The organism is Nostoc sp., from assembly GCF_036919815.1.
Lineage (GTDB): Bacteria > Cyanobacteriota > Cyanobacteriia > Cyanobacteriales > Nostocaceae > Nostoc.
Genome location: NZ_JBALCE010000123.1, coordinates 1 through 25629, shown reverse-complemented (window position 1 = coordinate 25629; position 25629 = coordinate 1). Strand labels below are relative to the sequence as shown.

The following is a 25629-nucleotide window of genomic DNA, read 5'->3' as shown; positions in this document are numbered from 1 at the left end:
AGAGGTATAAAATGAGATTTTTTCGACTCTTAACGCCATTATTGTTGGTAATCGTAGCTGTTTTGTGCTTTGCACCCGCAGCTTGGGCATTTTGTGGATTTTATGTAGCCAAAGCTGATACGAAGCTGTATAACAAAGCTTCTCAGGTGGTGATCGCGCGAGAAGACGATCGCACTGTTATGACAATGGCAAACGACTTTCAAGGCGAGGTCAAAGATTTTGCAATAGTAATACCTGTACCAACGGTGCTGCAAAAAGAGCAAGTTCGTGTGACTGAACCGAAGATTATCCAACGCCTAGATGCTTTTAGTGCGCCGCGATTGGTAGAATATTTTGACTCAGATCCTTGTGCTGTAACTGATTCGGAAGATCGACCTGCTCCAGCATCTAGAGCAGGCGCACTCAATGAGCAAGCTCAAAAGACAAGCGATCGCAGTTTGGGTGTGACAGTTGAAGCGCGTTTTAACGTGGGCGAATACGACATTTTGATCCTCAGCGCTAAAGAATCTGGCGGACTGGAAACTTGGCTCAGACGCAATGGCTACAAAATCCCTAGAGGAGCAAAACAGTTACTTCAGCCCTACATCCGCTCCTCAATGAAATTCTTTGTTGCCAAAGTCAACTTGGATAAATTTGAGAAATCTGGTTATCAGTTCCTGCGTCCGCTACAAATTTCCTACCAGTCACCTAAATTCATGCTGCCAATTCGTTTGGGCATGATCAATGCCACAAAAGAGCAGGATTTGATTGTCTACATCCTCTCGCCCCAAGGACAGGCAGAAATCACTAACTATCGGACAGTGAAAATCCCCTCCGATGCAAACATTCCCTTGTTTGTCAAAGATGAATTTGGTGAATTCTACAAATCCATGTTTCAAACTGCCTACACCAAAGAAGATCGGAAAGTTGGTTTTTTGGAATACGCTTGGGATATGGCTAGTTGCGATCCTTGTTCTGCCGATCCCCTGACTCCAGAAGAACTCAAGCAAGCAGGCGTATTTTGGCTAGATGATAATTCTCCAAGTAATATGCCAGTACCCCCCAGCTTTCGCCGTTCCTCTCCTAAAAGTAATGTCTTCATCTCCAGGTTGCATGTCCGCTACACCCGCGACAAATTCCCTGAAGACCTGATGTTCCAACAAACTGCCAACAGTGAATCTTTCCAAGGGCGTTATGTTTTGCAACATCCATTCCAAGGGGAACTCAAGTGTCAGGCGGGTAAAGAATACAAACGGTCTTTGCCCAAACGTTTTGAACAAGAGGCGCAGACTCTAGCTAAGTTAACCAACTGGAATATCCAAGATATTCGCAACAAAATGCAGATGAGTGTAGGAAATGTCACATATTCCTTGTGGGAAAGTTTCTTATCCTGGTTTGGATTATAGTCAATTACCCGCCACTGTAGCGGTACTCCGCTCAGTGGGGGCTTGTATCTACGCTGCACCTCAATTCTGAAAACATGAGCAGGATATCAGCTTTAGTTTCATCACGCGACACATCAGGGGATACTGACAAGCTCCCCGTACTCGTCCAGTCTTGCCGAACGAGCAACGTTCTCATTGCAATATTTCGCGCTCCAACCAAATCAGCGTGTAATTCATTGCCACAGCATTCACAGCGAAACATCAGACCTTTATTCGGTCGATTACCCTTCGATGTATGCCCACATTTTGGGCAACTTTGGCTTGGCAATTTCTTTACTTATTTGGTGGTTCACGTCAGCGATAAACCGTCTCTCCCGTCCCGATAAAGAGATTAATCGTCGCAATACTTTCCGGGTGTCTTTACGCTGTAGAGTTCTCCGAGCTTTCTGGTATTGGTTAGCTCTGTGTCGAGATGCCTTGCCAGAATAGAAAGCAGACTTATTATTTAGATCCGTTTCTACCGCCAAATACCTCATCCCTACATCAACACCAGAGATTCGGGTGATGGTAGTTGGTGAGATATCTGGTAGTTCAATCTCAAGACTCACCATCAGATAGTAAATCTTGGAAGAACGCTGGTAAACAATATGAGCGGCTCCGATATTAGGGCAGGTTTTAATTAGGTCTAGATGTTTATTCCAGCCCTCATAAGGAGCAACGATTCGACCATTTAGCGCATTTCTCCCGCCACCAACCTTGATCGGTATGGTGGGGGAATCCTGCTGTTCTAGTTGAGGGAAGCAGGGTAGCAAAAAAGAAGTTACAAGTATTAGAGCAGAAAGCTAGCTCATGAGGATTATATACATCCTGGACTGTTGGGGATGCGACTGCCGTAACAAGTAAAGCCTCGTTTTACCAACGGGGCTTTTTGGTGCGTGTCGTGAGTATAGTTCTATCGTGTCTCACTTAAACCCTCAAAAAGGTAATTTTTTAGGGCGTTGTTATACGCAATACTAAGATATTCTTGCTTTCTTCGCCAAGATTGTCATGGTTCAATTCGATGAACAGCTACGCCGCTTAGTTACCGAAGCCTGTGGACACCCACCTGGAAGCCCTCAGCGTCAGAAGCTGCTCACGCAAATTATTCGCTTGACAGCAAGTAGACTCTGGAGGGAAAGTACTCCTTACTATCAAGATGCATTACAACAAACTTGGTTGTATTTCTGCCGCAATGTTTGTGAAGGTTTGACAGGTCAAATCTATGACGCCAACTATGGCAGTGTCATCACTTGGCTGAATGCTTACCTAAAACGGAGACTACAAGACTTTTACATTAATCAGAACCGGGAACAAGCCACAACAGTCCCTCTTTGGGTTCGTCACTCTACATCGGGTGGAACAGGTGAAACTATTGATCCTGTAGATAACCTCGCAGCTAGCCCCCAAACACCTCCCATTCTGGAAAACTTGGAGATATGGGCTAAGAGAGATTCTGAAGGAGAATTGCGCCGTACTTACATTAAAGGGCGTCCAGATGTGAATTGTCAGGTGTTAATTCTCAAACGCCTACCCCCGGAAGTTAGCTGGAGAGAATTATCTGTGGAATTTGGGCTGTCAATTCCGACATTAAGCAGTTTTTATCAGCGCCAGTGTCTACCACGTTTGCGTAAATTCGCCGAATTGGAGGGACTGTTATAAAAAAAAAATTTGGTGAAAAAGAATGTAGAGACGTAGCAGTGCTACGTCTCTACAAAGGTTCTGGATAAAGCATATTTAAATTTTGGAGATGTCTAAAGCTTATTCACTTGTTAATAGACAAAACCCAATCGCCTAAAAGTTGGTTTACTCTATCGGGTACTTCATCATGAGGACAATGACCTGCTGTTAAAAAATGTTCTGTGAGTTCAGGATAATATTGACGAAATTTTTGGGAACGTTCTCTAGTATTCATCCAAGGGTCAGCTTCTCCCCATAACATCAATAAAGGACAAGTTAATTGTTTTAGTAGCAGATCAACTTTTTCCCCTTGAGGAGTCCTAAAAACTGACACAAATACATCTAACGCACCAGAATCGTAAGCAGGACGAGAAATTTCTTCTACCAATTGGTCTGTAATTGCACTCTTGTCAAGATAGACTTTTTCTAGAGTTTGGCGGATTACCCAACGTTGTCGCACGTATTGAAATAACAAAAACTGGGCTAAAGGTTGTTGAAAAATCCACTTAACCGAGTCGCCCAGTAGTGTCTGTAAAGAAGAGGTTTGTTTAGGTGGCTGAATTTCGGATTGTAAAGCTTCAGGTTCAGATGTAGGTTGGCTTTCGCTAAAAGGCCCTGCGCTATTGAGCAAAACTAAACCAGCCGCACTGTCGGGACGCTGTGCTGCAACACACAAGCCAGCATAGCCACCAAGGGAATTACCCGCTAATACTGCTTTTTGACCAATTACTTCAGTGATAAAATCATGGAGTTGGTCACGCCATAAGTCGCCGCTATAGTGCAATTTCGGTTTTGCCGATCGCCCGAATCCCAAAAGGTCGATCGCAAATACTTCAAAATCTTGACACAATCCTGTGATATTCTTGCGCCAGTGGTCTGTGGAAGCACCAAATCCATGTACCAAAAGCAAGGGCGGACGTTGCGATTGTTTTTCTCCCGCACGCACGTAGTAAACGTTATGCCCTCGCCACTGCCAATATTTACCAGGAGTTGGGGTTGTAGAGGGGGCTGTAGTTGCCTGCATGATTAAAAGAAATGTTAAGTAGCTTTTAATAATTGTAGGCTAGTGCAAGAACGTGGGGGCAGAGAAAACAGAGGAGTCTGAGGAAAATGAGGGAGATAAAGAAGGAAAAAACTCATAAATTTCAGCCTTTGAACCTGAATGATGAGCCTTTGAACCTGAATGATGAGCCTTTGAGCCTCGACGATGAGCTTTTGAGCCTCGACGTTGAGCCTTTGAACCTGAATGATGAGCCTTTGAACCTCGACGTTGAGCCTTTGAGCCTCGACGTTGAGCCTTTGAGCCTCGAAGTTGCACCTTTGAGCCTCGAAGTTGCACCTTTGATGCTGATGCTTGACAAATAACAAATAAAAAATGTCAAAAGTATTAATTACAGGCAAAACTAAACTACTAGGAGTCATTGGACATCCGGTGGAACATTCGCGATCGCCACTGATGCATAATGCAGCGTTAGCGCATTTAAAATTAGATTACGTTTATCTTCCCTTTCCCATAGCACCAGAGAATCTAGAGATTGCGATCGCAGGTTTCGCCGCTATTGGGGTTGTTGGTTTTAGTGTGACAATACCTCATAAACAAGCAATCATACCCCTACTCTCAGAAATTACACCCCTCGCCCAAACTATAGGCGCAGTAAATACTGTTAGCCGCCAAAATAACAAATGGGTAGGGACAAATACAGATATAGAAGGATTTATCGCCCCTTTGCAGACAACGTATAAACAAGATTGGAGTCAGAAGGTAGCGATAATTTTAGGCAATGGTGGCGCAGCCAGGGCAGTTGTAGCAGGTTGTCATCAACTAGGTTTTGCGAAAATTCATGTTGTTGGGCGGAATGTGCAGAGATTACAAGAATTTCGCAATAGTTGGAGCAATTCACCTATAAGTGAAAATTTACAAGTTGATCAATGGGAGGAACTTTCAAAGCTAATTCCTCAAGCTAATCTGCTGGTAAACACAACCCCCATAGGTATGTATCCCAAGGTTGATGAGTCGCCTTTGAGTGTAGAGGAAATAACGAATTTACCAACGGGTGCGATCGCCTACGATTTAATATATATTCCTAAACCGACGCAATTTCTAGAGCAAGCAGAAAAACAAGGTGTAATTGCGATCGATGGATTAGAAATGCTAGTTCAACAAGGAGTAGCAGCATTAAAAATTTGGTTGCAGCAGGAAACTGTACCTGTAGAAGTGATGCGCCAAGCGTTGAGAGAGGATTTGGGTTTAGGTTGATGAAATAATTTCAAAGGGCGGTTAGAAACCACGTCTACACGAGGCTTTACCCACCTTTCCTGGCGGAACGCTACGCGAACGTGGGTTAAAAAACTTGCCAACCTGAGCATTGGCGGATAAATTGTACTTCTTTGGAGTCGTTATTACCGCACTTTAATTTATGTTTGCCAAACCCAAAATACTTTTATCATGGCTTGCATTATTACTCAGTTTTGCAAGTATATTTCTTAGTTCTTGGATTATTCTTCCGGCTCCAAATATGTTTTTACTCACGTTAGCAGTGGGAGCGCCAGAAGTCACCCCTTGGTTATTATTATTAAACTTACTCTCTTTATTGCTTTCTTTTTTCTACATCCGTCGCCGTAAATTACAACGCCTAGCTTGTATTTTCAGTTTAATCGGATTGCTAATTTGTGGATGGATGCTAGTGAATATCCCACTAACTCAAATACAGATGGCTAAAGCGATGAAACAAGGGTTGGGAGCAAATTATCTAGAGCAAATTCCAGTCCAAGTAAGCGCTAAGATGCAAACCTATCCCTTTGACTTAGTTAATTTCTTCCGGGGTATTCCATTAGGCAAAATGCGTCATCAAAAAGATATTATCTTTGCTTCTCCTGCGGGAGTGCCTTTAAAAATGGAAGTTTACCAACCTTCAGAGGTAGGAAAATATCCAGCAGTGGTAGTAATTTATGGTGGTGCTTGGCAATATGGCAATCCTCATGCCAATTCCGAGTTTAATCAATATCTTGCTAATCATGGATATACAGTATTTGCGATCGACTATCGACACGCACCTAAATATCAGTTCCCATCTCAGTTAGATGACGTGCGTACAGCCCTAAATTTTGTTCGCAAACATGCAGCTGAATATGAAGCCGATCCAGAACGTATGATACTTTTCGGACGTTCTGCGGGAGCGCACTTAGCAATGTTAGCGGCTTATCAACTAGATGCACCACCGATTCGGGCTGTGGTGAACTATTACGGGCCTGTTAACTTAACTGAAGGATACAAAATACCGCCAAATCCCGATCCCATTCACAGTCGCGCTGTTTTAAAAGCATTTCTCGGTGGTTCTTTAGAAGAGTTACCTAATCAGTATCAAATTGCTTCACCGATAAATTACCTAACCCACCCTTTACCGCCAACTTTACTAATTTATGGCAGTCGTGACAATTTGGTAGAAGCACGATTTGGCAGACAAATGTATGAACGTTTACATAATTCTGGGAACACTGCGGTTTTTCTAGAAATTCCTTGGGCAGAACACGCTTTTGATGCTGTTTTCAACGGTGTGAGCAATCAATTAGCCTTGTATTATACTGAGAGGTTTTTGGCTTGGGCTTTGTTAAAACAATAATTTTATTAATATGCACTTAAATTTCAAAACGTAGACAAAGTTCCTCAATCGCTTTAACAGGTAGATAAAGCTTGAAGGAATGTTCTTTAAATTGTTGAAAACCGTACTTTTGATAAAAGTTAACTGCTTTTTCATCTATAGCTTCTACAATTACTGCAACGGATGCGACTTGCTCTATAGCTCTTAGGACACGCTTCAAAGCATCTATCAGAATCACTCCTCCTAAACCTTGACGACTGCTATCAACAGCAAGATGACCGAGTAAAATAGCTGGCAGCAAAGGATAGCGAGGTAAACCTTTGGTAAAGGTTTTGTCTAGATTAGTAATATCTACTGTGTAAGTTGAAAGAGTGTAATAAGCAATAATATCCATGCTTGGAGAATCAATCAAAACAAAGACTGTAGCGACTTTTTTCTTTAGGTCTTGAGATGCAGATTTAACTATATAGCTATATAAACTATCATTTCCACAAGCAAAAATTGAGCGGTTATGCCTTTTACTATCTAGCAACTCAATCGTTAACACAATTTTTTTGGATTATTTGTTTGTAACGTAAAGCTGCTGCGATCAGAGAATCGGAAGGTTTCGGGAAGTTTTGCAGAACTTCTACAAAAGCTTCAGCATCTTCTAAACTGAGCTTGAGTGTTTGATGCTGCTGTATAACCTTGTAAGCGCTTCCTGAACGCTGGCGATGACAAAATCCGTCAAAGTGACTCCCTGTAAATCCGCAGCTTTTTGCCATAGCGCTTTTATCTCAGGATTGACGCGTGCTTCTAATCGAGCTGTCTGTTGCAAGCTATTATCACTCATAAAACACAAATATAAGTCTATACGGCATTATGCCGTATCTATTAAAAATATTTCAATATCTACTTTTGAGGCCAGCGCCAGTTATAGCGATTCCATTCGTAGATGCCTTGAATTTCATACTCAGCGCCATTGAAGAAGCGGACGACGCAATTAGTAGAGGAATCATCGCTATTGCTAATTTCCTCAACCTTAATCACCATACAGGGAAACCATTCGCGCTTACAAGGCCCATCCTCTTGCACCCATTCCCATAATGCATTGGAAGTTTCAATGCGATCGCCTACTCTCAGCTTTAGTGCATCCTCAAAATAAGAATACTTATCAAAATGACATGATTCAACCCGATTGAGCCACTGTAAACCATAGCGTTTGCGAATAAATTGTACTGTTCCAGAGTCATTTTCCCGCAGCCAGTCGTTGAGTAATTGCACTTTCCAAGTGCGGTTACATTCTTCTTCATCCTTAACAAACTGTAAAAATACTTCTAACTCTTCTGGGGTAAGTTCGTCTAAGGGATTAGCAATATTTGATGCCCCAGAGGTAGAATTTTCCTGAATTTGCTCGACGACTTGCAGTAATATCTGTTTCTGTGTGTCAGTGAGAGGACAGCTTGCGGCATCACAATCATTAAAGGCTGCGAACATAGCTGCTTCAATCTCATCTGGAGTCATAAGTTAATCGCAATTGAGAGTTTATTTCCCTAATTATTACAAAAGTTAAATTAAAGTCTCCAATCTCCCTGTAGTTAAATATAGACATAAACCATGTCTATCTTGAAATCTGTAGTTCTTCAGTGATGAAAAGGATTTGCCCTCATCCCCCAGCCCCTTCTCCCAGATTTGGGAGAAGGGGAGCCAGAATTTCAAAGTCCCTCTCCCAGATATGGGAGAGGGATTTAGGGTGAGGGCGAAAACTACGCTTATAAACTTAGATGAAGTTTAATTAAACGTAAGATGCTTAATATTCTGGGAAGTCAGGAGAAAAACTTCGTTCTGTCTCTTGTCTCCTGGGTTCTTGATATCGGGTTGATATTTTCTAGTGTTAATCTACTTATCACCTAGTTAGGGGAATTACCATGACTGTTGCGAATCAATCAGGGAAGTAAAAAATAGGGAGTAGGGGTATGCTGTAAGCTGAGGTTATAAGTTACATAATTATTGAATTAAATCACGGAGTCTTTTATGCGGTTGCGCTCACTCACGGTCGTTTTTATTTCCTGTCTCATCACCTTTCTATCGTGGGCGATCGCTCCCACATCTGTAGCCCTGACACAGATTAAACTATTTGATGTATCTTATAAAGATTGTCCACCAGAACTAGCACAAGGGGCTGTTATCAGTAGTGGTAGCGCAGCTGCCAATTGTTTTATTGTCATTGGCAAAGCCGAAAATGCTACTAATAAAACAGCTTACGACGCAGATATTTTTGGACGCATCTATGATGCCAATAATGACTCAGTAATGCAAAACCGCACTCGCTTAGGCTCTATTGCTGAGGTGCCACCAGGCATTAGCGATTTTGAATTGAGAATTTCTGTACCGGCGAATCAGCCTACTCCCTTGAAGCTAAAGCAGTTCAAGGCTGCCGGATTTAGCGGTCAAGTACGTAAGTAATAAATTTTAACTTTTCCCGCTATAAGTCCCGCACTTTATCAAAAGATTCGGTGTCGGGATGAATAGCGTACAATTGACATCCTCACCGGACTAAAGCCACGGTGATTCCCAAACATTACTATTTGGGTTCCTGCTTCATAGCAACTGCCTCCACCTCCCGAAGGGTAATAGGTCTTACGTTCGCTCCACAGGCTTTGGCTTTGAGCCTCCCGCGAGAGAAAGCGGTATTCTACTATTATACCAAAAGCCGTCCTATAAGCGATGCACTGAGCGTGGTCGTTGTGGACGGGGTTTTAGACCCAATTTTTTGATAAGAATAGTCCCTTCACAGAATCTAGCGTGCAGCGATGCTCCTCTCATAGTAAAATCCTACTTCTAAGAGTAGTTCTCTAATTAAGAGATTTCCTAATGATTTCAACATCTAATTCTAATAATTCTGCTATTTCCTGAATACTTAACCCTTTTTGTACTAATTTGGGTATCAATTTTAACTTTAATTCTAGCTTTAGTTCTTCTTTTACTTCTTCTTTTACTTCTTCTTTTGCTTCTTGATAAACTCTGGTTTGTTTCAGTAAATTTAAATTCAGCATAGCTTCTATCTGCTCTCGGTTAAAATTAGGAAACTTGTAAACAATAATCTCTTCTATAAATTCTAAAACTTTTCTTTGGATAAGAACATCGGCTAATTCCAATCTAGCTTTGTCAATTAACTGTTTAGCAAGCTCTGGTGCTTTATTGTCAGTTTCTACGACCAATCGGACAATTCCTACACCCAGAGATCCTTCAGCTACTACCTCAAGTTCATCCAGATAAAAGCAGCGTAAATGAGGCTCTAATAAGGCACGATAACGTAAAGGACAGGATGTTTCATTGCTGTGCTTATCATAAATAACTATTGCATACCATTCAGAAGTGACTGGTTTATATTGAGAAAAGTAAAGGAAAATACTTGTAAATAGACGGTCATAAAATTCTTCATCTTTGTAAAACTGAACTTCTACAAAATAAAGCGGTTCATTAGCAAATTCTTTTATAGGAGAAAATACTCCATCTAAACGAAAAGAACGTTGTTTAATTTCTGGTGCAATAAACTCATAAGCATTGATATTAGTATTACATTCACCAATAAGTTCAAAGAAAATATTAGGAAATTGTTGAAATATATCGTAAAATATAGCGTCAGTTTTCAATTATTGCATCCCTAATTATCCATAATTAGCCTTGAAATTGCATAAGTCTGAGCTAGTTAGCCCAGACCTAAAATTCATTACTTGAAGTACAGCAAACTGCAAATTCTGCGTTATCAGATGCCTTGCAGACCACCACCTACTAGTTGAAGTAGTATAATAGCTAACATTGGGGAAAAATCCATCCCGCCTAATGGGGGAATAATTCTGCGAAACAGATTGAGATAAGGATCGGTTATCTGGCTCAAAGCGGCAAATGGTTGGTTGTACCAGTTGATTGTCGGGAACCAGGTCAATAAAACCCGAATAATTAGCAAAAGAGTATAAATCTGGATGAAAGTAGCCAGAGTGTTAATCAGAAGGTACATGGATTTGTTGGTTTCCTACTAAGTGTTAAACACGGTCTTATCTTTTAATTTTAATTTAGTCCAAAGTCAAAAGTGTTTGTAGATTCCACCCAGATTTACCACACTTGACACTTTCACCACGCCTGAACAAATCTCAGTAATCTTTAGTGAGGGAGCGGTCATTGGTTGCTTGGGGTGAACCGGCATTAACATTTCCCAGTTGCTTTCGCACTTCATCAATTGTGGCATTTAGCTGGGCAATTTTATCTTCTAGCGATCGCCTAGCCGTTTCTATACCAATACTTTCACTTTCTGAGGCTTTCATCTGACGCCGCTTTGCTGCTATTTTCTTAGCTTCGGCTTGGCTATCTGTCAGTTGTGTCTCCTCATCTGCTAGCAATTCCGGCTCGCGTCGAGAAGCAATCAGTGCCCCGACAACACCGCCAAATACGCCACCAACAAATGCCCCTGCTAAAAAACCACTGGCAAAACCATCTCGCTGACTCATATCTTTACCGCCTTCAACAAACCTTGCAACTTTTATAGTAGTTATAGTTATGCTATTTCCCTGCTCTAGCTGCATACTAGCTTAAGTCCCAAAGATGCGATCGCCTGCATCTCCCAATCCCGGTACAATATATCCCTTGCTGTTTAGTTTTTCGTCAATAGTTGCTGTGTAAATTATCAAACCTGGATAAGCTTCACTCAGTTTTTGCAAAGCTGGTGGAGCCGCCACTACACAAACAATCCGCATCAAGGTAGGATCAGCACCCCGTTGTGTCAATTCTGCCATTACCGCCATGATCGACCCTCCTGTTGCCAACATCGGATCGGTAATTAACACTCGTGTTTGGGGGTCAAATTTTTCTGGTAATTTGTTCAGATAACAATGAGGTTGCAGTGTTTCTTCATCTCGCGCCAAGCCAAAGTGGTAAATAGATGCTAAAGGTAATAAAGTCTGCGCTCCCTCAAGTAAGCCTAGTCCAGCTCGCAAAATCGGTACTACTGCCATAGGCACTTGCGGATCAATCACAGTTGCCAGACAGGTATCCAAGGGACTCTGCACCGATATTTCTTGGGTCGGCAACCAGTCTCGCACAGCTTCATAAGTCAGCCATCTTCCCAACTCAGTCATCGCACTGCGAAATAATACTGAAGGTGTGCCTGCATCACGGGCAACTGCCAGCCAGTGTTTGATCAGAGGATGGGGTGGAACATAAACGCGCAATTGTAGCGTCATAGCCAGAAAAGTGGGACTTTTTATTGTATAAGAACTGAAACACCATAATACTCTTTCCTGCATCCGGCTGACGGCTAAAATTAATCCTCTCAATTTTATTGATAAATTTTTTCATTAATAGTTGACATTTATTCTCAATCAAGGCTATATTCTTTTACAGTGTTCTCCTCTCTTTTAAGGATCGGCAGACGGGATTAGCCAGCAGTAGCAGGCTCGTCCCTCTTTTTTTTTGATTGGGGCATTGGGCATTAGTAAATATTGGTTTACTCTGGACTAATGACTAATCACTAATGACTAATGACTAATGACAAAATTGATGCGATCGTGATTGGGTCTGGGATTGGCGGATTAGTAACGGCGACCCAGTTAGCGGCCAAGGGAGCGAAAGTGCTGGTATTGGAACGTTATTTGATTCCAGGTGGGAGTGCTGGTTATTTTGAACGCCAAGGCTATCGATTCGATGTTGGCGCATCAATGATTTTTGGGCTGGGAGAAAATGGTACGACTAACTTACTCACGCGTGCATTATCAGCTGTAAATGTCAGCCAAGAAGCGATCGCAGATCCAGTGCAGATTCACTATCATCTACCCCAAGGTTTAGACTTGAAGGTTGACCGGGTTTATGAAAAATTTTTGCAAAATCTTACTGCTCATTTTCGCCATGAAGAACAGGGGATTCGTCGCTTTTATGACGAATGCCAAAAAGTATTCAAGTGCCTCAATAGCATGGATTTGCTGTCGCTGGAAGAACCTCGGTATTTACTGCGGGTATTTTTCCAGCATCCTTTGGCGTGTCTCGGTTTAGTCAAGTATCTGCCTCAAAATGCCGGGGACGTGGCGCGGCGCTACATCAAAGACCCGCAATTATTAAAATTTATCGATATGGAATGTTATTGCTGGTCGGTGGTTCCATCAGACATGACACCAATGATTAATGCTGGGATGGTCTTTTCTGACAGGCATTATGGCGGAGTTAACTATCCTAAAGGCGGAGTCGGACAAATTGCCCAAAAACTGGTGGAAGGTCTAGAGAAGGCTGGAGGTCAGATTCAGTACCAAGCTAGAGTTACGAAAATTCTCACAGAACAGGGAAAAGCCGTAGGTGTGAAACTGGCTAATGGTAAAGTCTATCGGGGTAAACGCATAGTTTCTAATGCTACACGCTGGGATACATTTGAACAATTACTACCAGTAGATGAAATGCCAGATAATGAGAAAAAGTGGCAACAAAATTATCAAAAATCTCCAAGCTTCTTGAGTTTGCATATAGGGGTAAAGGAGTCAGTTTTAGCTGCGGGGACAGAGTGCCATCATATTTTGCTGGAAGATTGGGAAAAGATGACAGCAGCAGAAGGTACACTTTTTGTTTCGATTCCCACATTGCTTGACCCAGATTTAGCACCAAGTGGATATCACATCATTCATGCCTTTACGCCTGACTGGATTGATGATTGGCAAGAACTTTCTCCGAGTGAGTACGAAGTGAAGAAAGAAAAAGCGGCTTGGCGAGTTATTGACCGCCTAGAGAAGATTTTTCCAGGTTTAGATGCCGGATTGGATTATTTAGAAGTTGGGACACCGCGCACTCATCGCCGCTTTTTGGGTCGTGAGGATGGCACATACGGGCCAATTCCCCGGCGCAAGTTGTGGGGGTTATTGAAGATGCCGTTTAATCGCACAGCTATTCCAGGATTGTATTGTGTAGGGGATAGTACCTTTCCGGGTCAAGGGTTAAATGCAGTAGCTTTTTCTGGGTTTGCTTGTGCCCATCGCATTGCCGTAGATTTAGGATTGTGAAGTACCCCTTTACAATTTTGTCAAATCCTATTGATGCTCTCGATTCCAGGCTTTGACCAAATGCATGGCTGAAATGGTTTATCAAGAGGCGTTTTAGCAATGTGGTTTGTGTAGTTGTGCATCACTTTAATTGCTATGCCCAGAATGACTTCTAGTACTTGTTGCTGACCATAACCAAATGCTAAAAATTCCTGAATTTCAGCATCTTGAACCCAACCCCGTGCTTGAATCATTCGTTGCGTAAAACAGCGTAGTGCTTGCAATTTTGGCTCTTTGAGTTAACTTAGTTAACAGAGCTAGATGATTTTAATTTTACTTGCAGCTCTAGTAGCTTTTTCTCTCGCCTCTTGGACATTAGCACCTTTCGCTAAAGCTACGCCCATTCGCCGATATGGATGAGCATTAGGTTTCCCAAATAATCTAATATCTACATCTTTTTCTGACAAAGCATCGGCTACACCACTAAAAGTAATAGAATCAGATTTTTCGGAAGCTAAAATTACCGCACTCGCTGATGCTCCTAGCTGTTCTATATGAGGAATTGGCAAGTCTAAAATAGCTCGCAGATGTAGCTCAAATTCATTGAGATTTTGTGAGATTAATGTCACCATTCCCGTATCGTGCGGTCTGGGAGACAGTTCGGAAAAAATAACTTCATCTTTGGTAATGAAAAATTCAACGCCAAAAATTCCGGCTCCTCCTAAAGCATCAGTAACTTTTCTGGCTATTTCTTGAGCTTTTAATATCTTATCTTCAGAAATTAGTGCAGGTTGCCACGATTCTTGATAATCTCCTCGTTCTTGGCGATGACCAATAGGAGAACAGAAAATTGTCGGTGCATTCCACTGTTTAATTGTCAGTAAAGTTATCTCAATTTCAAAGTTAATAAATTCTTCTACGATCACCTTTTGACTGTCTCCTCTAGAATTAGATATCGCATAATTCCCAGCTTTCTCAACCTCACTTTTATTCTGCACTACAGACTGACCCTTACCAGAGGATGACATCACAGGTTTAACAACATTAGGAAAGCCAATTTCATTAGAAACTGCAATCAATTCTTTTAGGGTTGTTGCATAACCATATTTAGCCGTTCTGATGCCCAATTTTTCATGCGCCAGTTCCCGAATTTTGTCGCGGTTCATTGTATAGTTAGTAGCAGCCGCAGTCGGTATAACTGTAATTCCTCGCTGTTCAAATTCAATCAGTTTTTCTGTTCTGATTGCTTCAATTTCTGGTATAATTATATTTGGCTGATGTTTTGTGACTACAGCTTCTAAATCATCAGCACTGAGCATAGAAATAACTTCATAAGCATCAGCAACTTGCATCGCCGGAGCATTAGCGTAGCGGTCAACGGCAATCACATAATTACCGAGACGTTGAGCTGCGATCGCAAATTCTTTACCGAGTTCTCCTGAACCCAGCAACATCAATTTTTGGGGCAACTTAATACTCATTAACTTATCTAGGTCAATATCAATTTAATAATCTTATAATTTTTTGTATTCCAATTACCATCTTCTCAAGAATTAAAGCCTCGGCTCCGCTCGGCTTTAACAGTGAGCGGAGCCGAACTGTTAAATCTAGCTCTGCGTACTTGTAAATCTTGACGTTGCAGATGATTTAAACCAATACCAACACCAAGCTGACAATTATCTACTAGAGTCTCTAACCAAATAGTCTCGTTAAGAGTTGCGCCTTGCAAATCGGCATTTCTCAAGTCAGCTTTCGTAAAATTTACAAATAAGAGGTCTGCATTCACTAAACTACTACCTTGTAGATTTGCTTCTGATAAATTTCCTCGGATGAAGTTTACACCATCTAAAATCAAACCAGATAAATCTGCTCCGATAAGAATAGGAAATTTTAGCTGATTTGGATATTGAAAAAACCGCATCATACAAATAATATTTGCTTCATTTAATCGTATTTTGGTTAAAAAATCATAACGAGCTATGCCCAGTTGTTTGAGAATTTGTAGACGCTGTGGGGGACTTTGTTCTAAAAACTTGATGGCTGTGTGGCGTAGGTCTTGAGTAGAGATATTTAACATAATAATTAAATTTTAACGATGTTAGATACCCGACTTCTCAAAGAAGTCGGGTATCTTATTTTAACGTCCTGCCAATAATGCTTTCGTAGCAGATTCGCCTGCTAATCTCACCTGCCTTGTCAACTGCAAGTTTAACAACGTTAGAACACTCAACTCAGCTAGGAATGCCATAAAAATTGTTGTGGTTCCACAGCCTTGTATACCTGCCCAAGGAAAAGTTGAAAACAGCCATACACTAGACATCTGCGAAGAGATGCCGATAAATCTTAAAATCATCGGTGGTAGGAACATTGCTGCACCTATAGTCCCAATTGCCCAGAAAGAACGTTTAGGAGTTTTCAGCAAAAGTATCAATTGGGCGATGGTAGCGTAAATCATCATTAAGCTGATAGACAAAGCTGTACCTAAAACTACTTTCAACCTGTCAGTATCGTTAGTGAGCCAAGTTTGGCTATCGTTAATCTCAAAAACAGATGTAAGTGAAATCCAAACTAGCCAGGGGATAGTAACAATTGTCAGATTAATAGCGATCGCCACAAGTGCAGGGCTTTTTTCAGCTACAATTAGATCCCGCCAGAAATTTTTGCGGCTAGTAGCTCCCTGATGTCGATATCTTGCCCAATCTTGTATATCTTGACGGTGAGGAGAAAGAACCGCAATTAAACTTAAAATCAACAACAAGTTGTATAATCCCAGCAAAATCAGGTTTTGCTCAACCTGTCCAACCCATTTATCATTATTTCTACCAAGTTGTACGGTAAATCCCCACATCATCAGCTGGCAAAACGCTACTAATAAATAACTTTGTTCTTTGCTGATTATTGAGGCTTGAGGATTACGGAAGCAACGTTTAAGAGCTTGCAAAATTCCATAACTGCACAATCCAAAGTTCAGTAAGTGGAAACCAACAATACTAAAAACACTTGCGCCTAATGGGAAATAGAAAAACTGCCAGTTTATCAGGGGAGAACCATTAGATAGATGGAACAAGTTAGGAAATAGATAATTAGTTACATCCCAAGGATTAAAGAGTCTAAACCAAGCAGTTGAATTATTTAAAGTGTTGCTAGAAAGCGATGCCAGGTTCATCGTAATGAACAAAAAGAGGAAAACTGCACCACTACCTAACCAAGGCTGAAAACCGCTAAACCACCGACTAACTAAGCTAAATAGTAGTGCGGCACTGTAGAAGAAAATACAGCTAGCAGCAAGAATTGCATAATAACTCAAAATGTAACCAAAGGCAATTTTGGCAGAATGTCCAGCCCACAAATGTAAAGGAACTGCTATTAAGACCACGAGATAAATTAAACTCGGAACTCCTAGCAACTTGCCAGTCAATATACTTGTTTCTGATTGAGGGCTGAGACGGATGAAATTCAGCGTACCGCGAGTTTCTTCTTTAGCTAAATCGTTTATTAGTAAATAAGTTCCTGCAACTAATAGTGTAAATATAAAAATCACACTAAATGCTAGGAATATATGTTCCCAATGGTTTTGCCACCACAACTGCCAATCAATTTCATTTTGGGGGCAAAAATTCTTTGAGATAAAATCATTGAACTCAGCAATTTGAGATTGATTTGATTGCTTGTAAAGCTGGTTTTGTTGCGGTTCGTATATTTGACGCAAACGACAGTATGTGCCAGTTAGGGAGTATTTATGATCAGGAAACTCGCGGAACTGAGATAAAAAAACTACCAGTTGCAGTAGTAAAGATGTTGCAACTGCGATCGCTACATTAAAAAATTTCAGCCGTCCTTTAAGTTCCCGCAATAGTTGCGGATTCCAATCGCCGATTTTGTCTATTAAATTGAGCATAGTATGAAAAAACTCTCCAAAAATTGGGAGTGATATTTATTGACGTATCAAGATGCTTGTTTGTGACCTAATTTTAGGAAAATAGTTTCTAAGTCTTCTTGCGTGCAATGAAAATCAGTCAGGGGAATGCCTGCTTTGATGAGCGATCGCAACAACTCAGCACTATCTTCATCTTTACCCGAAAAATTCACCCGCACGCTGTTTTTTCCTGGTATTACCTCCCACTCATCTACTAAAGGATGATGTTTTAGTTCGCTCAAAAGTGCCTCTAGGTTCCCCAGAGTTGATAATACGATTTGCTGATGAGCAAGACTTTGATAAAGTTGCTGTAGTGATGTACTTTCTACCAAGAAGCCAAGTTCCATAATTCCCACAGAAGTACACAATTCCGCTAAATCACTGAGAACGTGGGAAGAAATGATTACAGTCATCCCAGCTTCTCGCAAAGCCTTGATGATTTCACGAAATTGCATCCTAGCAATGGGGTCAAGCCCAGAAACAGGCTCATCTAGTAGTAGTAAAATCGGTTCGTGGATGATGGTTCGCGCTAAACTTAAACGTTGTTTCATTCCCCGCGACAGAGTAGAAATCTGACTGTGGCGTTTATTACCAAGTTGGATGAGTTCTAAAACTTCATGTAAGCGTTGAGTGCGGCGTGGTTCTCGCAAACGATACAGACGCGCAAAATAATCTAGGTAGTCCCAGACTGTCAAATCCTCATATAGCGGGTAGTCATCGGGTAAGTAGCCTAGACGACGTTTGAGTTTGGGGTTACTCTTGTCACGGAGTAGGCGATCGCCATTAATATAAATCTCACCCGTAGTTGGTTCCTCAGCAGTTGCCAACATGCGGATGAGAGTTGTTTTACCCGCGCCATTCGGCCCAATCAGTCCATATACTTCCCCCGTCTGGATTTCTAAATCCACATCATTGACAGCAACGTGCCGGTCAAATTGCTTAGTTAATCCACGGGTGCAAATTGCTAATTCTTTTACCATTGCTGCTGGCGTGCGGCTTGTGATTAACACTTAACCTAGCCTTTTCTAAAGCTTTTGTCAGGCTGGTTTCAGAAATTGAAACTGAGTTTATATAAAGTTGCTTTGTGTAATGGGCATTATTTACTACTGTTTCAGTAAAGTTTCAAATATTACCAACTATTAAGTTTTACTACGGTGGATACTAAAGCTAGAAATCTCTAGGTCTTCTCAGTTAATCAGGTAAAAGCTGTATGGATTTTGAATCGATTATGAAAATGCCTGTTATTGGGCAAACTATTGCTAGTGCGATCGAAGATGGTAGGCAATGGGGACTATCTTTTGCCAACAATTTTTATTGGGTAGGTAATAGAGATAATATTGCAAACTTGATGATATTAGAGTCAACCGTTTGGTCAGTAGGCAACGGTATTGTAAATGGACTCATAGGATTAGCTGGAATACCCACTGATATTGCGATTACTTTGTATTCTAATGTAAAATTAGCATCCGCTCTTTTTGCCCTTTATGGGATTGATATAAGAAGCGAATCTGCACGACTACTGGTTTTAGCTGCTGCTGCTGGAGTTACTGTATCTGAATTCGCTAATCAATTAGGAACTAAGGCAGGATCACAAGCTATGCAAAAAGCTTTGATGTCTATCCCTGGTAAAACTTTTGCTGAGATAAACAAAGCTTTAGGAATTAAGCTAATCTCCAAAGCAGGCGAGAAAACTTTAGGGAATGTAGCAACAATGATGCCTTTTATAGGCTCTGCGGTTGGTGGTACAGTCAATGGAGTAACGATGAACGCTTGTGGACATTCAGTGGTTGCCTTCATCAAGGTTTGGAAGACAGCATAAGGTAGGATAACGTAGCGATTATCTAGATTGTCAAGTTTAGGCGATCGCTACCACATAAAACTTTTCTACTTTTCGCCCTTCTCCTGCTGTTTTCGTCGCTCCTCAATGCGAGCAAAGATTTCATCGATAGTGGGATTTCCCAAGATTTGATCCCTGTCTCGTGTGTAATCTCCACTACCTATTTCAAATTGCTGCATAAATCTTGCCATTCCAGCAGGGCCAAGAGCCTTTGTTAAGGCTTCTATTCCCAGTCGCCTAATTTCAGATTGAGTCAACTTAGTCACGTCTAGCATTTATTACCTCCGATACCCACCGCAAGGGGTTTTCTACTCTCACTTGTAGCATGGCGCTGTATTTTGCTCCTAAGCGCAACATTCTGTCATCAGTTGTTAAAAAGATATCGGCATTTCCGACTTCTGCACAAGCAATATGAGATGCATCAAAGGTTTTTAATCCGAGAGCAACAACTTCTCTAGCACGGGACTTAACCTGTTCTCTAGCCATAATTTTAGTGCTTGCTAAAGCAGCCCAAGCCATCATTTGTCGTTTTCTTTCTCCGTCTGGTGTCTGTTCCAACTCATCATCCATAACTTCACTTCCCAGTAATTGCCATTCACCACTCTGACAACGAGCCAAAATGAGCCTTATAGCCTCGGCTTCTAAAAAAATCCGTTCTTGTGTCTGGTCATCGAAAGGGCGATTCAGACAACATACATCTAAATAAATTAAAAACTCCATCGGTACATTTTGCTGGGTATGATATTTGATCTGCAAGCATTTACCCAGTAATAACCAGCTATGACCCAGAACTACCGCATTACTCTACTCCCCGGCGATGGCATTGGCCCTGAAATTATGGCAGTGGCGGTAGATGTGCTAAAAGTCGTAGGGAAGCAATTTGATATTCAGTTTGAATTCCAAGAAGCCTTAATTGGTGGTGCAGCAATTGACGCTACAGGCGAACCCCTACCATCTGCCACTCTACAGACTTGCCGTAACAGTGATGCTGTATTACTCGCTGCCATTGGTGGTTATAAGTGGGATTCCCTGCCATCCAATTTACGCCCAGAAGCAGGTTTGTTAGGGCTACGTGCAGGTTTGGGATTATTTGCCAATTTGCGCCCAGCGAAAATTTTGCCCCAGCTAATCGACGCTTCGACTTTGAAACGCGAAATTGTAGAAGGCGTGGATATTATGGTAGTGCGTGAACTTACTGGCGGGATTTACTTCGGTAAACCCAAGGGGATTTTTGCTACGGAAACTGGTGAAAAACGCGGTGTAAATACAATGGTTTACACGGAATCGGAAATTGAACGCATTGGGCGGGTGGCTTTTGAGGCGGCGCGAAAACGGGGCAAAAAACTTTGTTCGGTGGATAAGGCGAACGTATTAGAAGTATCTCAGTTGTGGCGCGATCGCATCACCCAACTTTCACAAGAATATCCAGATATTGAACTCTCTCATTTATATGTAGATAATGCTGCTATGCAGTTGGTACGCGCTCCCAAGCAGTTCGACACCATAGTTACAGGCAATTTATTTGGTGATATTCTCTCTGATGCTGCTGCCATGCTCACAGGTAGTATTGGGATGTTACCCTCAGCTAGTTTAGGCGCTTCTGGCCCTGGTGTGTTTGAACCAGTTCATGGTTCCGCCCCAGATATTGCCGGACTTGATAAAGCAAATCCTCTAGCACAGGTTTTGAGTGCGGCGATGATGCTACGCTACGGTTTAGACCAGCCAAAGGCGGCAGACCATATTGAACAAGCTGTGTTGCAAGTTTTAGAACAAGGCGATCGCACAGGGGATATAATTTCTCCAGGTAAAAATCTTTTAGGTTGTCGTGCTATGGGCGATGCACTGATTAAAGCGATTCAAGGAAAATAATTTAATAATTAATCCAACTTAGGCAATTTGGCAACCTTTCCTATAAGTTTCGGGTAGACTAGAGAGAAATCTAGCAAGCAAATAACAGTCGATAGTGTACGCATTACGACAAGGACAAGCAAATTTTACTGCCCCAAAAAACCAGCCGCCTTTGATTGATCCCGCCGTAATCAGAGCTGCTGGGCAGATATACTACACTCACTGTGAAGTACATCCCGAAATAGCTGGGCAACCTTCCGGTGTAGCAATTAATCGCATGAACCATCGAGGTAAGGTTATTTTTACTAACCAACCAGTTCTCTTACCTCAAGAATGTTTTGTGCCCTTGAGTCAAATTGAATCGCATATCTATTAGTCATTGGTCATTAGTCATTGATCATTAGTCATTAGTTCTCGACAAAGGACAAAAGATAAACGACAAATGACAAAGGACAAATGACAAAGGACAAATGAGTGTATGGACATTTTGTTCGCTGTTCCGGCGAGTCTAATGGTCTTTGCTTTGGGTGCATCTATTGGCAGTTTTATCAATGTTATTGTTTATCGCCTACCTGCTGGGTTGTCAATTCTTTGGCCGCCCTCTCGTTGTCCTAAATGCTTAAACCAGTTAAAAGCTTACGACAATGTACCAGTGTTCGGCTGGATTTCGTTAAGAGGGCGGTGTCGATATTGCAAAAGCAAAATTTCTGTCCGTTATCCTGTGGTAGAAGGGGTAACGGGCATAATTTTTTTACTGGTTTTTTTGATATTTCAAGTTTCGACTTTAACAATCGGCTATTGGGCTTTTTGCAGTTGGTTATTAGCGCTATCGCTGATCGACCTAGATACAATGACCTTACCCAATCGACTTACTCAGTCGGGTTTAGTGGTAGGGATTTTGTTTCAAATGGTGGTTGGTTTTTTACCAGAAGCTAGTTCCGTGGCATTGGTAAATCACCTGATGATGGCGATAGTCGGTGCAGTATTGGGTTTATGGCTGTTTGATGCGATCGCCTTATTCGGTTCAATTGCCTTTGGGAAAGCTGCAATGGGTGCGGGTGACGCCAAGTTAGCAGCCATGATGGGAGCCTGGTTAGGCTGGAAATATTTGCTCTTGGCTAGTTTTATTGCTTGTGCGCTGGGAGCGTCAGTTGGTAGCTATGTTATTATACAGCGATCGGGACAAAGGTTAGGACAAAAAATGCCTTTTGGCCCTTTTCTGGCTTTAGGATCTGTGATCACTCTGTTTAGCGGCGAAGCCATTTTGTCTAGCTACCTGCGGTTATTTTTTCCAGCGTCTTGAATTGCAGTAGGGGATGAGGGGACAAGAGGAATAACCCATGCCCAATGCCCAATGCCCTTTCATAAGAAATATTTATAATTAGTGACTGTAACCAGCATTACCCCATCTGCCCTTCATATTTTGATAATATTCAGCTTGTGACTTGTATTACCCTCTTAACGACGATTAACCGTTGGCAAGTACAACTAGTGCAACAGATGCTGATTGCTCATGACGTAGCAATAGGAATAATTGATTTGGGTGGGAGGGGGAAAGCATCTTATTTGGAGGTTGGTATTCTCATGGCTTTGTCAGTACGTCCATATAATTAAGTCTGCTGAAAAAAGAGCAAAAGACTTGTATTGGTATAAGTATTTTCGTTAAGCTGGCAACCAAAGATGAAAGTTCCGGTATGAATTGCTTAAAAGCGTAATTTAACGATGTAGTCATTAGTCATTAGTAAAGACAAATGACAAAAGACTAAGAACAACCCGATACGGCTTGACATGTTTTCGACCTCATACCCACTTAAAATAAAAGAAAAAATGGCTAACAACGAAGAATCACGCGGTTTAAAGTCTTTATTCGATTGGTTTGCAAATCGACGCAAATCAGGATCTACCAGCCTCGAACGCCAAGAACGTGATATTGCTGATGGTTTGTGGCATAAATGTTCTAAATGTGGCGTGTTGGCATATACAAAAGACCTGAAAGCTAATCAGATGGTTTGTGTTGAATGTGGTCATCACAATCGGGTAGACAGCGATGAACGCATCCGTCAATTGATAGATCATAATACCTGGAAACCTCTCGACGAGCATTTGCGCCCAACCGATCCTCTGGAATTTCGCGATCGCAAACTCTACAGCGATCGCCTACGAGAAACACAAGATAAAATTGGCTTAATAGACGCGGTTAAAACTGGTTTAGGTCAAATCAACGGTTTGCCCATTGCCCTTGGGGTTATGGATTTCCGTTTCATGGGTGGTAGCATGGGTTCGGTTGTGGGAGAAAAACTCACCCGCATGATTGAGCAAGCTACTCAACGGCGATATCCTGTAGTTATCGTCTGCGCCTCCGGTGGTGCCAGGATGCAAGAAGGAATGCTCTCGCTGATGCAGATGGCGAAAATTTCCGCAGCCCTCCAGCGCCATAAAGACGCCCGACTATTATATATTCCCGTTTTGACCAATCCCACAACAGGCGGCGTTACCGCAAGTTTTGCGATGCTGGGCGATATCACTTTGGCAGAACCTAAGGCAACCATTGGTTTTGCCGGTCGGCGAGTGATTGAGCAAACCCTGCGGGAAAAACTACCCGATAATTTTCAGACTGCTGAAGATTTGCTCCAGCACGGTTTTGTTGATGATATCGTACCCCGTACCCAATTAAAGAACATACTAGCCCGGCTGATTGCCCTACACCAGCCAGTATTAACAACACCTCCTATGGTGTTGTGGGAAACAATGTCCTTGACTTCTACCGCCGCAGAATAAACAAAAGTTATGAGTGAGGAGAGGAGTGAGGAGTAGGAAATGAAGAGTGCTGAGTTCCTCGGCTTAGAGTGCTGAGTTAAAAGACCACCCGCTTTCTTGTGGGGTATCAACCTACCTCTTGAGTCAAGAAGATTCCGCCCACAAGGGGCGGGGCTTGTACCAAGTACATAAGTCCTGAGTAGTTTTTTTACTTGACTCAACACTCAGGACTGAGTGTTGTAAAAAATTCATAACTCCTCACTCCTAACTTCTAACTCCTAACTTTTCAATCCCCAACTGACGCTTGCAATACCAATTATTAAAACCAGCCATAACAGCCGACCAATTCCGTGTGTCCGAAGAAAATTATGTTTATGGGTGAAGTACCCGGCGATAAATCCGGTTGCAGAGGCACTCAGTATCCTTTAATTAGCATTGCTGATAATTTTTCGTTATTTTAGCTTGCAATTATCAACTAGGTAAAATATCACTCCTTAGAAACAGAAGGTATAACTAAGAAGAAAGAGACTGTTATCTATCTGTGATCAAGAAAAGATTATTTAATTTTTTGGGATTGGCGATCGCAATCGCGATCGCTATTATTGCTTGTCAAAGCCTACAATTACCAAGCAAACCCTCAGCATCTACCGCAGTCACCATTAAACTCAGTGGTTGGGGAGGCTCTCCTGTTGAGCAAAAACTCTTGAGACAAGTACTGCAAGACTTTGAAGCACAACATCCAACTATTAAGGTCAAATATGAAGTAATCTCCGACCAATATATGGATGTAATTAAAACTCGTTTGGTTGGAGAAGCCGCGCCTGATGTTTTTTATCTGGATGCGCTGGAAGCTCCTTTTTTAATGAGTCAAAATGTCCTGGAACCATTAGATGCTTACATCACTCCTAAATTTGACCTAGTAGACTTCGAGGAGAACCTACTCGACAGCTTTAAATATCAGAACCAGATTTATGGTCTTCCTAAAGACTATTCCACCCTGGCGCTGTTTTATAACAAAAAAGCCTTCGCCGCCGCAGGCTTGAGTAATCCGCCAGCTACTTGGGATGAATTACGTAGCTACTCGAAACAATTGACAGGCAAACTTAACAGATACGGCTTTGGAGAAATCCCCGAATTGGCGCGTCAGGCTTATAAAATTAAAGCCTTTGGTGGACAACTAGTTAATCAAAATGGTTATGCAACCTTTGCGAGTGCAGCAGGTTTACAGGGTTTAGAGTTAGTGGTAGACCAGTATCAAAAAGACCGCTCCTCTGCCCAAAAATCTGATGTAGGGACAAACTCAGGTAGTGAAATGTTTGGTCAGAGTAAAGTGGCAATGGTGATTGAAGGTAACTGGGCAATTCCTTACTTAACTGAAACCTTTCCTCAACTAGAGTTTGCTACCGCCCAATTGCCTACTATTAATGACAAAAAAGGCACGATGGTTTTTACCGTTGCCTACGTGATGAACAAGCAAGCACAGCACAAAGCCGAAGCTTGGGAATTACAGCAATTTGATATCAAACCAGCCACAAAGATTGTAAACTTTAAAGATGTAAAAAAACAGATTATTTAGAGATGGCAGCATATTCGATTG

Annotated in this window: 29 protein-coding genes and 2 pseudogenes; 14 read left to right on the top strand and 17 right to left on the bottom strand. The window is 41.8% G+C overall.

The features are described 5' to 3' along the window. The first annotated feature begins 11 nt into the window (after nucleotides 1-11). Entirely contained in the window at nucleotides 12-1385 is a 1374-nt protein-coding gene (locus V7K15_RS27865) for a DUF2330 domain-containing protein (RefSeq protein ID WP_334910918.1), read from the top strand. A gap of 31 nt (nucleotides 1386-1416) precedes the next feature. On the opposite strand, the gene V7K15_RS27860 is transcribed toward V7K15_RS27865, so the two are convergent. Both V7K15_RS27860 and V7K15_RS27855 read right to left on the bottom strand, forming a co-directional pair. Continuing rightward, nucleotides 1417-1692, bottom strand: coding sequence for a zinc ribbon domain-containing protein (locus V7K15_RS27860; RefSeq protein WP_334910916.1), 276 nt, complete (start codon nucleotides 1690-1692; stop codon nucleotides 1417-1419). After that, nucleotides 1646-2176, bottom strand: a complete 531-nt coding sequence (locus V7K15_RS27855; protein ID WP_334910914.1) for a transposase — start codon at nucleotides 2174-2176, stop codon at nucleotides 1646-1648. Before V7K15_RS27855 ends, V7K15_RS27860 begins: the two co-directional genes overlap by 47 nt. A gap of 235 nt (nucleotides 2177-2411) precedes the next feature. On the opposite strand from V7K15_RS27855, the gene V7K15_RS27850 reads away from it, so the two are divergent. Continuing rightward, a complete protein-coding gene (locus tag V7K15_RS27850; protein WP_334910912.1) occupies nucleotides 2412-3062 on the top strand; it encodes a sigma-70 family RNA polymerase sigma factor in 651 nt (216 codons plus the stop codon). A 103-nt stretch (nucleotides 3063-3165) separates the two neighbouring features. Here the strand turns inward: V7K15_RS27850 and V7K15_RS27845 are convergent, their stop codons facing one another. Continuing rightward, nucleotides 3166-4104, bottom strand: coding sequence for an alpha/beta fold hydrolase (locus V7K15_RS27845; RefSeq protein ID WP_334910910.1), 939 nt, complete (start codon nucleotides 4102-4104; stop codon nucleotides 3166-3168). Between the two features lie 86 nt (nucleotides 4105-4190). Here V7K15_RS27845 and V7K15_RS27840 point away from each other — a divergent pair, with 86 nt between their 5' ends. The 3 genes from V7K15_RS27840 to V7K15_RS27830 all read left to right on the top strand — a co-directional run bounded on the left by V7K15_RS27840 (nucleotide 4191) and on the right by V7K15_RS27830 (nucleotide 6700). Further along, complete coding sequence (locus V7K15_RS27840) at nucleotides 4191-4445, top strand: hypothetical protein (protein WP_334910908.1); 255 nt, start codon at nucleotides 4191-4193, stop codon at nucleotides 4443-4445. Between the two features lie 10 nt (nucleotides 4446-4455). Then, the gene (locus tag V7K15_RS27835) at nucleotides 4456-5337 is read left to right on the top strand and encodes a shikimate dehydrogenase (protein WP_334910906.1); all 882 of its coding nucleotides are present in this window, start codon (nucleotides 4456-4458) and stop codon (nucleotides 5335-5337) included. Between the two features lie 160 nt (nucleotides 5338-5497). Further along, nucleotides 5498-6700 carry an alpha/beta hydrolase gene (locus V7K15_RS27830; protein WP_334910903.1) on the top strand — a complete coding sequence of 401 codons (1203 nt, stop codon included), beginning with the start codon at nucleotides 5498-5500 and terminating at the stop codon, nucleotides 6698-6700. Between the two features lie 16 nt (nucleotides 6701-6716). On the opposite strand, the gene V7K15_RS27825 is transcribed toward V7K15_RS27830, so the two are convergent. The 3 genes and pseudogenes from V7K15_RS27825 to V7K15_RS27815 all read right to left on the bottom strand — a co-directional run bounded on the left by V7K15_RS27825 (nucleotide 6717) and on the right by V7K15_RS27815 (nucleotide 8182). Next, the gene (locus V7K15_RS27825) at nucleotides 6717-7226 is read right to left on the bottom strand and encodes a GNAT family N-acetyltransferase (protein WP_334910901.1); all 510 of its coding nucleotides are present in this window, start codon (nucleotides 7224-7226) and stop codon (nucleotides 6717-6719) included. Next, nucleotides 7213-7511 (bottom strand): annotated as a pseudogene (locus V7K15_RS27820) (type II toxin-antitoxin system TacA family antitoxin). The gene V7K15_RS27825 and the pseudogene V7K15_RS27820 overlap by 14 nt, the downstream one beginning before the upstream one ends. 59 nt (nucleotides 7512-7570) lie before the next feature. Continuing rightward, on the bottom strand, nucleotides 7571-8182 hold the full coding sequence (locus V7K15_RS27815) for a hypothetical protein (protein ID WP_334910899.1): 612 nt from the start codon (nucleotides 8180-8182) through the stop codon (nucleotides 7571-7573). A gap of 510 nt (nucleotides 8183-8692) precedes the next feature. Between V7K15_RS27815 and V7K15_RS27810 the strand changes: the two genes are divergently transcribed. Continuing rightward, complete coding sequence (locus V7K15_RS27810; RefSeq protein ID WP_334910897.1) at nucleotides 8693-9124, top strand: biotin carboxylase; 432 nt, start codon at nucleotides 8693-8695, stop codon at nucleotides 9122-9124. A gap of 389 nt (nucleotides 9125-9513) precedes the next feature. On the opposite strand, the gene V7K15_RS27805 is transcribed toward V7K15_RS27810, so the two are convergent. From V7K15_RS27805 to upp, 4 genes are all read right to left on the bottom strand, one after another. Next, a complete protein-coding gene (locus V7K15_RS27805) occupies nucleotides 9514-10314 on the bottom strand; it encodes an Rpn family recombination-promoting nuclease/putative transposase (RefSeq protein WP_334910895.1) in 801 nt (266 codons plus the stop codon). 113 nt (nucleotides 10315-10427) lie between these two features. Then, nucleotides 10428-10679 carry a YggT family protein gene (locus V7K15_RS27800; RefSeq protein WP_292804799.1) on the bottom strand — a complete coding sequence of 84 codons (252 nt, stop codon included), beginning with the start codon at nucleotides 10677-10679 and terminating at the stop codon, nucleotides 10428-10430. A 133-nt stretch (nucleotides 10680-10812) separates the two neighbouring features. Next, nucleotides 10813-11166 carry a hypothetical protein gene (locus V7K15_RS27795; RefSeq protein ID WP_334910950.1) on the bottom strand — a complete coding sequence of 118 codons (354 nt, stop codon included), beginning with the start codon at nucleotides 11164-11166 and terminating at the stop codon, nucleotides 10813-10815. A gap of 81 nt (nucleotides 11167-11247) precedes the next feature. Further along, a complete protein-coding gene (gene upp / locus V7K15_RS27790; protein WP_334910893.1) occupies nucleotides 11248-11898 on the bottom strand; it encodes a uracil phosphoribosyltransferase in 651 nt (216 codons plus the stop codon). A gap of 297 nt (nucleotides 11899-12195) precedes the next feature. On the opposite strand from upp, the gene crtH reads away from it, so the two are divergent. Continuing rightward, entirely contained in the window at nucleotides 12196-13695 is a 1500-nt protein-coding gene (crtH, locus tag V7K15_RS27785; RefSeq protein WP_334910891.1) for a carotenoid isomerase, read from the top strand. Between the two features lie 20 nt (nucleotides 13696-13715). Here the strand turns inward: crtH and V7K15_RS27780 are convergent, their stop codons facing one another. The 5 genes from V7K15_RS27780 to V7K15_RS27760 form a co-directional block, all read right to left on the bottom strand. After that, nucleotides 13716-13928 (bottom strand): carboxymuconolactone decarboxylase family protein, encoded by a 213-nt coding sequence (locus V7K15_RS27780; RefSeq protein ID WP_334910889.1) that lies wholly within the window; start codon nucleotides 13926-13928, stop codon nucleotides 13716-13718. A 63-nt stretch (nucleotides 13929-13991) separates the two neighbouring features. After that, nucleotides 13992-15155, bottom strand: coding sequence for a formate-dependent phosphoribosylglycinamide formyltransferase (gene purT / locus V7K15_RS27775; protein ID WP_334910887.1), 1164 nt, complete (start codon nucleotides 15153-15155; stop codon nucleotides 13992-13994). Nucleotides 15156-15220: 65 nt separating this feature from the next. Next, nucleotides 15221-15751: a pentapeptide repeat-containing protein gene (locus V7K15_RS27770; RefSeq protein ID WP_334910885.1), complete on the bottom strand. Its 531-nt coding sequence runs from the start codon at nucleotides 15749-15751 to the stop codon at nucleotides 15221-15223. Nucleotides 15752-15811: 60 nt separating this feature from the next. Further along, nucleotides 15812-17572 (bottom strand): ABC transporter permease subunit, encoded by a 1761-nt coding sequence (locus tag V7K15_RS27765; protein WP_334910883.1) that lies wholly within the window; start codon nucleotides 17570-17572, stop codon nucleotides 15812-15814. 47 nt (nucleotides 17573-17619) lie between these two features. Next, nucleotides 17620-18570, bottom strand: coding sequence for an ABC transporter ATP-binding protein (locus V7K15_RS27760; protein WP_334910948.1), 951 nt, complete (start codon nucleotides 18568-18570; stop codon nucleotides 17620-17622). 248 nt (nucleotides 18571-18818) lie between these two features. Between V7K15_RS27760 and V7K15_RS27755 the strand changes: the two genes are divergently transcribed. Next, complete coding sequence (locus tag V7K15_RS27755; RefSeq protein ID WP_334910881.1) at nucleotides 18819-19409, top strand: EcsC family protein; 591 nt, start codon at nucleotides 18819-18821, stop codon at nucleotides 19407-19409. A gap of 65 nt (nucleotides 19410-19474) precedes the next feature. Here the strand turns inward: V7K15_RS27755 and V7K15_RS27750 are convergent, their stop codons facing one another. Further along, nucleotides 19475-19702, bottom strand: coding sequence for a hypothetical protein (locus V7K15_RS27750; RefSeq protein ID WP_334792335.1), 228 nt, complete (start codon nucleotides 19700-19702; stop codon nucleotides 19475-19477). Continuing rightward, nucleotides 19686-20147, bottom strand: coding sequence for a PIN domain-containing protein (locus V7K15_RS27745; RefSeq protein ID WP_334792334.1), 462 nt, complete (start codon nucleotides 20145-20147; stop codon nucleotides 19686-19688). Before V7K15_RS27745 ends, V7K15_RS27750 begins: the two co-directional genes overlap by 17 nt. 60 nt (nucleotides 20148-20207) lie before the next feature. On the opposite strand from V7K15_RS27745, the gene leuB reads away from it, so the two are divergent. The 6 genes and pseudogenes from leuB to V7K15_RS27715 all read left to right on the top strand — a co-directional run. Then, entirely contained in the window at nucleotides 20208-21296 is a 1089-nt protein-coding gene (leuB, locus tag V7K15_RS27740; RefSeq protein WP_334910878.1) for a 3-isopropylmalate dehydrogenase, read from the top strand. A gap of 94 nt (nucleotides 21297-21390) precedes the next feature. Beyond that, nucleotides 21391-21651: a hypothetical protein gene (locus V7K15_RS27735; protein WP_292790102.1), complete on the top strand. Its 261-nt coding sequence runs from the start codon at nucleotides 21391-21393 to the stop codon at nucleotides 21649-21651. 102 nt (nucleotides 21652-21753) lie between these two features. Then, nucleotides 21754-22578 carry a prepilin peptidase gene (locus V7K15_RS27730; RefSeq protein ID WP_334910876.1) on the top strand — a complete coding sequence of 275 codons (825 nt, stop codon included), beginning with the start codon at nucleotides 21754-21756 and terminating at the stop codon, nucleotides 22576-22578. Between the two features lie 137 nt (nucleotides 22579-22715). After that, a complete protein-coding gene (locus V7K15_RS27725; protein WP_334910874.1) occupies nucleotides 22716-22889 on the top strand; it encodes a hypothetical protein in 174 nt (57 codons plus the stop codon). A 213-nt stretch (nucleotides 22890-23102) separates the two neighbouring features. After that, nucleotides 23103-24053, top strand: coding sequence for an acetyl-CoA carboxylase, carboxyltransferase subunit beta (gene accD / locus V7K15_RS27720; RefSeq protein WP_292790095.1), 951 nt, complete (start codon nucleotides 23103-23105; stop codon nucleotides 24051-24053). 523 nt (nucleotides 24054-24576) lie between these two features. After that, nucleotides 24577-25539, top strand: a pseudogene (locus V7K15_RS27715) (ABC transporter substrate-binding protein); the annotation flags it as partial. Nucleotides 25540-25629: the final 90 nt, after the last annotated feature.

Excerpts from the sequence above, each read along its gene's own strand:
- V7K15_RS27865 (WP_334910918.1), top strand. The coding sequence starts at position 12 with ATGAGATTTTTTCGACTCTTAACGCCATTATTGTTGGTAATCGTAGCT.
- V7K15_RS27850 (WP_334910912.1), top strand. The coding sequence starts at position 2,412 with ATGGTTCAATTCGATGAACAGCTACGCCGCTTAGTTACCGAAGCCTGT.
- V7K15_RS27845 (WP_334910910.1), bottom strand. The coding sequence starts at position 4,104 with ATGCAGGCAACTACAGCCCCCTCTACAACCCCAACTCCTGGTAAATAT.
- V7K15_RS27840 (WP_334910908.1), top strand. The coding sequence starts at position 4,191 with ATGAGGGAGATAAAGAAGGAAAAAACTCATAAATTTCAGCCTTTGAAC.
- V7K15_RS27835 (WP_334910906.1), top strand. The coding sequence starts at position 4,456 with ATGTCAAAAGTATTAATTACAGGCAAAACTAAACTACTAGGAGTCATT.
- V7K15_RS27830 (WP_334910903.1), top strand. The coding sequence starts at position 5,498 with ATGTTTGCCAAACCCAAAATACTTTTATCATGGCTTGCATTATTACTC.
- V7K15_RS27815 (WP_334910899.1), bottom strand. The coding sequence starts at position 8,182 with ATGACTCCAGATGAGATTGAAGCAGCTATGTTCGCAGCCTTTAATGAT.
- V7K15_RS27810 (WP_334910897.1), top strand. The coding sequence starts at position 8,693 with ATGCGGTTGCGCTCACTCACGGTCGTTTTTATTTCCTGTCTCATCACC.
- V7K15_RS27800 (WP_292804799.1), bottom strand. The coding sequence starts at position 10,679 with ATGTACCTTCTGATTAACACTCTGGCTACTTTCATCCAGATTTATACT.
- V7K15_RS27795 (WP_334910950.1), bottom strand. The coding sequence starts at position 11,166 with ATGAGTCAGCGAGATGGTTTTGCCAGTGGTTTTTTAGCAGGGGCATTT.
- upp (WP_334910893.1), bottom strand. The coding sequence starts at position 11,898 with ATGACGCTACAATTGCGCGTTTATGTTCCACCCCATCCTCTGATCAAA.
- crtH (WP_334910891.1), top strand. The coding sequence starts at position 12,196 with ATGACTAATGACAAAATTGATGCGATCGTGATTGGGTCTGGGATTGGC.
- V7K15_RS27780 (WP_334910889.1), bottom strand. The coding sequence starts at position 13,928 with ATGATTCAAGCACGGGGTTGGGTTCAAGATGCTGAAATTCAGGAATTT.
- purT (WP_334910887.1), bottom strand. The coding sequence starts at position 15,155 with ATGAGTATTAAGTTGCCCCAAAAATTGATGTTGCTGGGTTCAGGAGAA.
- V7K15_RS27770 (WP_334910885.1), bottom strand. The coding sequence starts at position 15,751 with ATGTTAAATATCTCTACTCAAGACCTACGCCACACAGCCATCAAGTTT.
- V7K15_RS27765 (WP_334910883.1), bottom strand. The coding sequence starts at position 17,572 with ATGCTCAATTTAATAGACAAAATCGGCGATTGGAATCCGCAACTATTG.
- V7K15_RS27760 (WP_334910948.1), bottom strand. The coding sequence starts at position 18,570 with ATGGTAAAAGAATTAGCAATTTGCACCCGTGGATTAACTAAGCAATTT.
- V7K15_RS27755 (WP_334910881.1), top strand. The coding sequence starts at position 18,819 with ATGAAAATGCCTGTTATTGGGCAAACTATTGCTAGTGCGATCGAAGAT.
- V7K15_RS27750 (WP_334792335.1), bottom strand. The coding sequence starts at position 19,702 with ATGCTAGACGTGACTAAGTTGACTCAATCTGAAATTAGGCGACTGGGA.
- V7K15_RS27745 (WP_334792334.1), bottom strand. The coding sequence starts at position 20,147 with ATGGAGTTTTTAATTTATTTAGATGTATGTTGTCTGAATCGCCCTTTC.
- leuB (WP_334910878.1), top strand. The coding sequence starts at position 20,208 with ATGACCCAGAACTACCGCATTACTCTACTCCCCGGCGATGGCATTGGC.
- V7K15_RS27730 (WP_334910876.1), top strand. The coding sequence starts at position 21,754 with ATGGACATTTTGTTCGCTGTTCCGGCGAGTCTAATGGTCTTTGCTTTG.
- accD (WP_292790095.1), top strand. The coding sequence starts at position 23,103 with ATGGCTAACAACGAAGAATCACGCGGTTTAAAGTCTTTATTCGATTGG.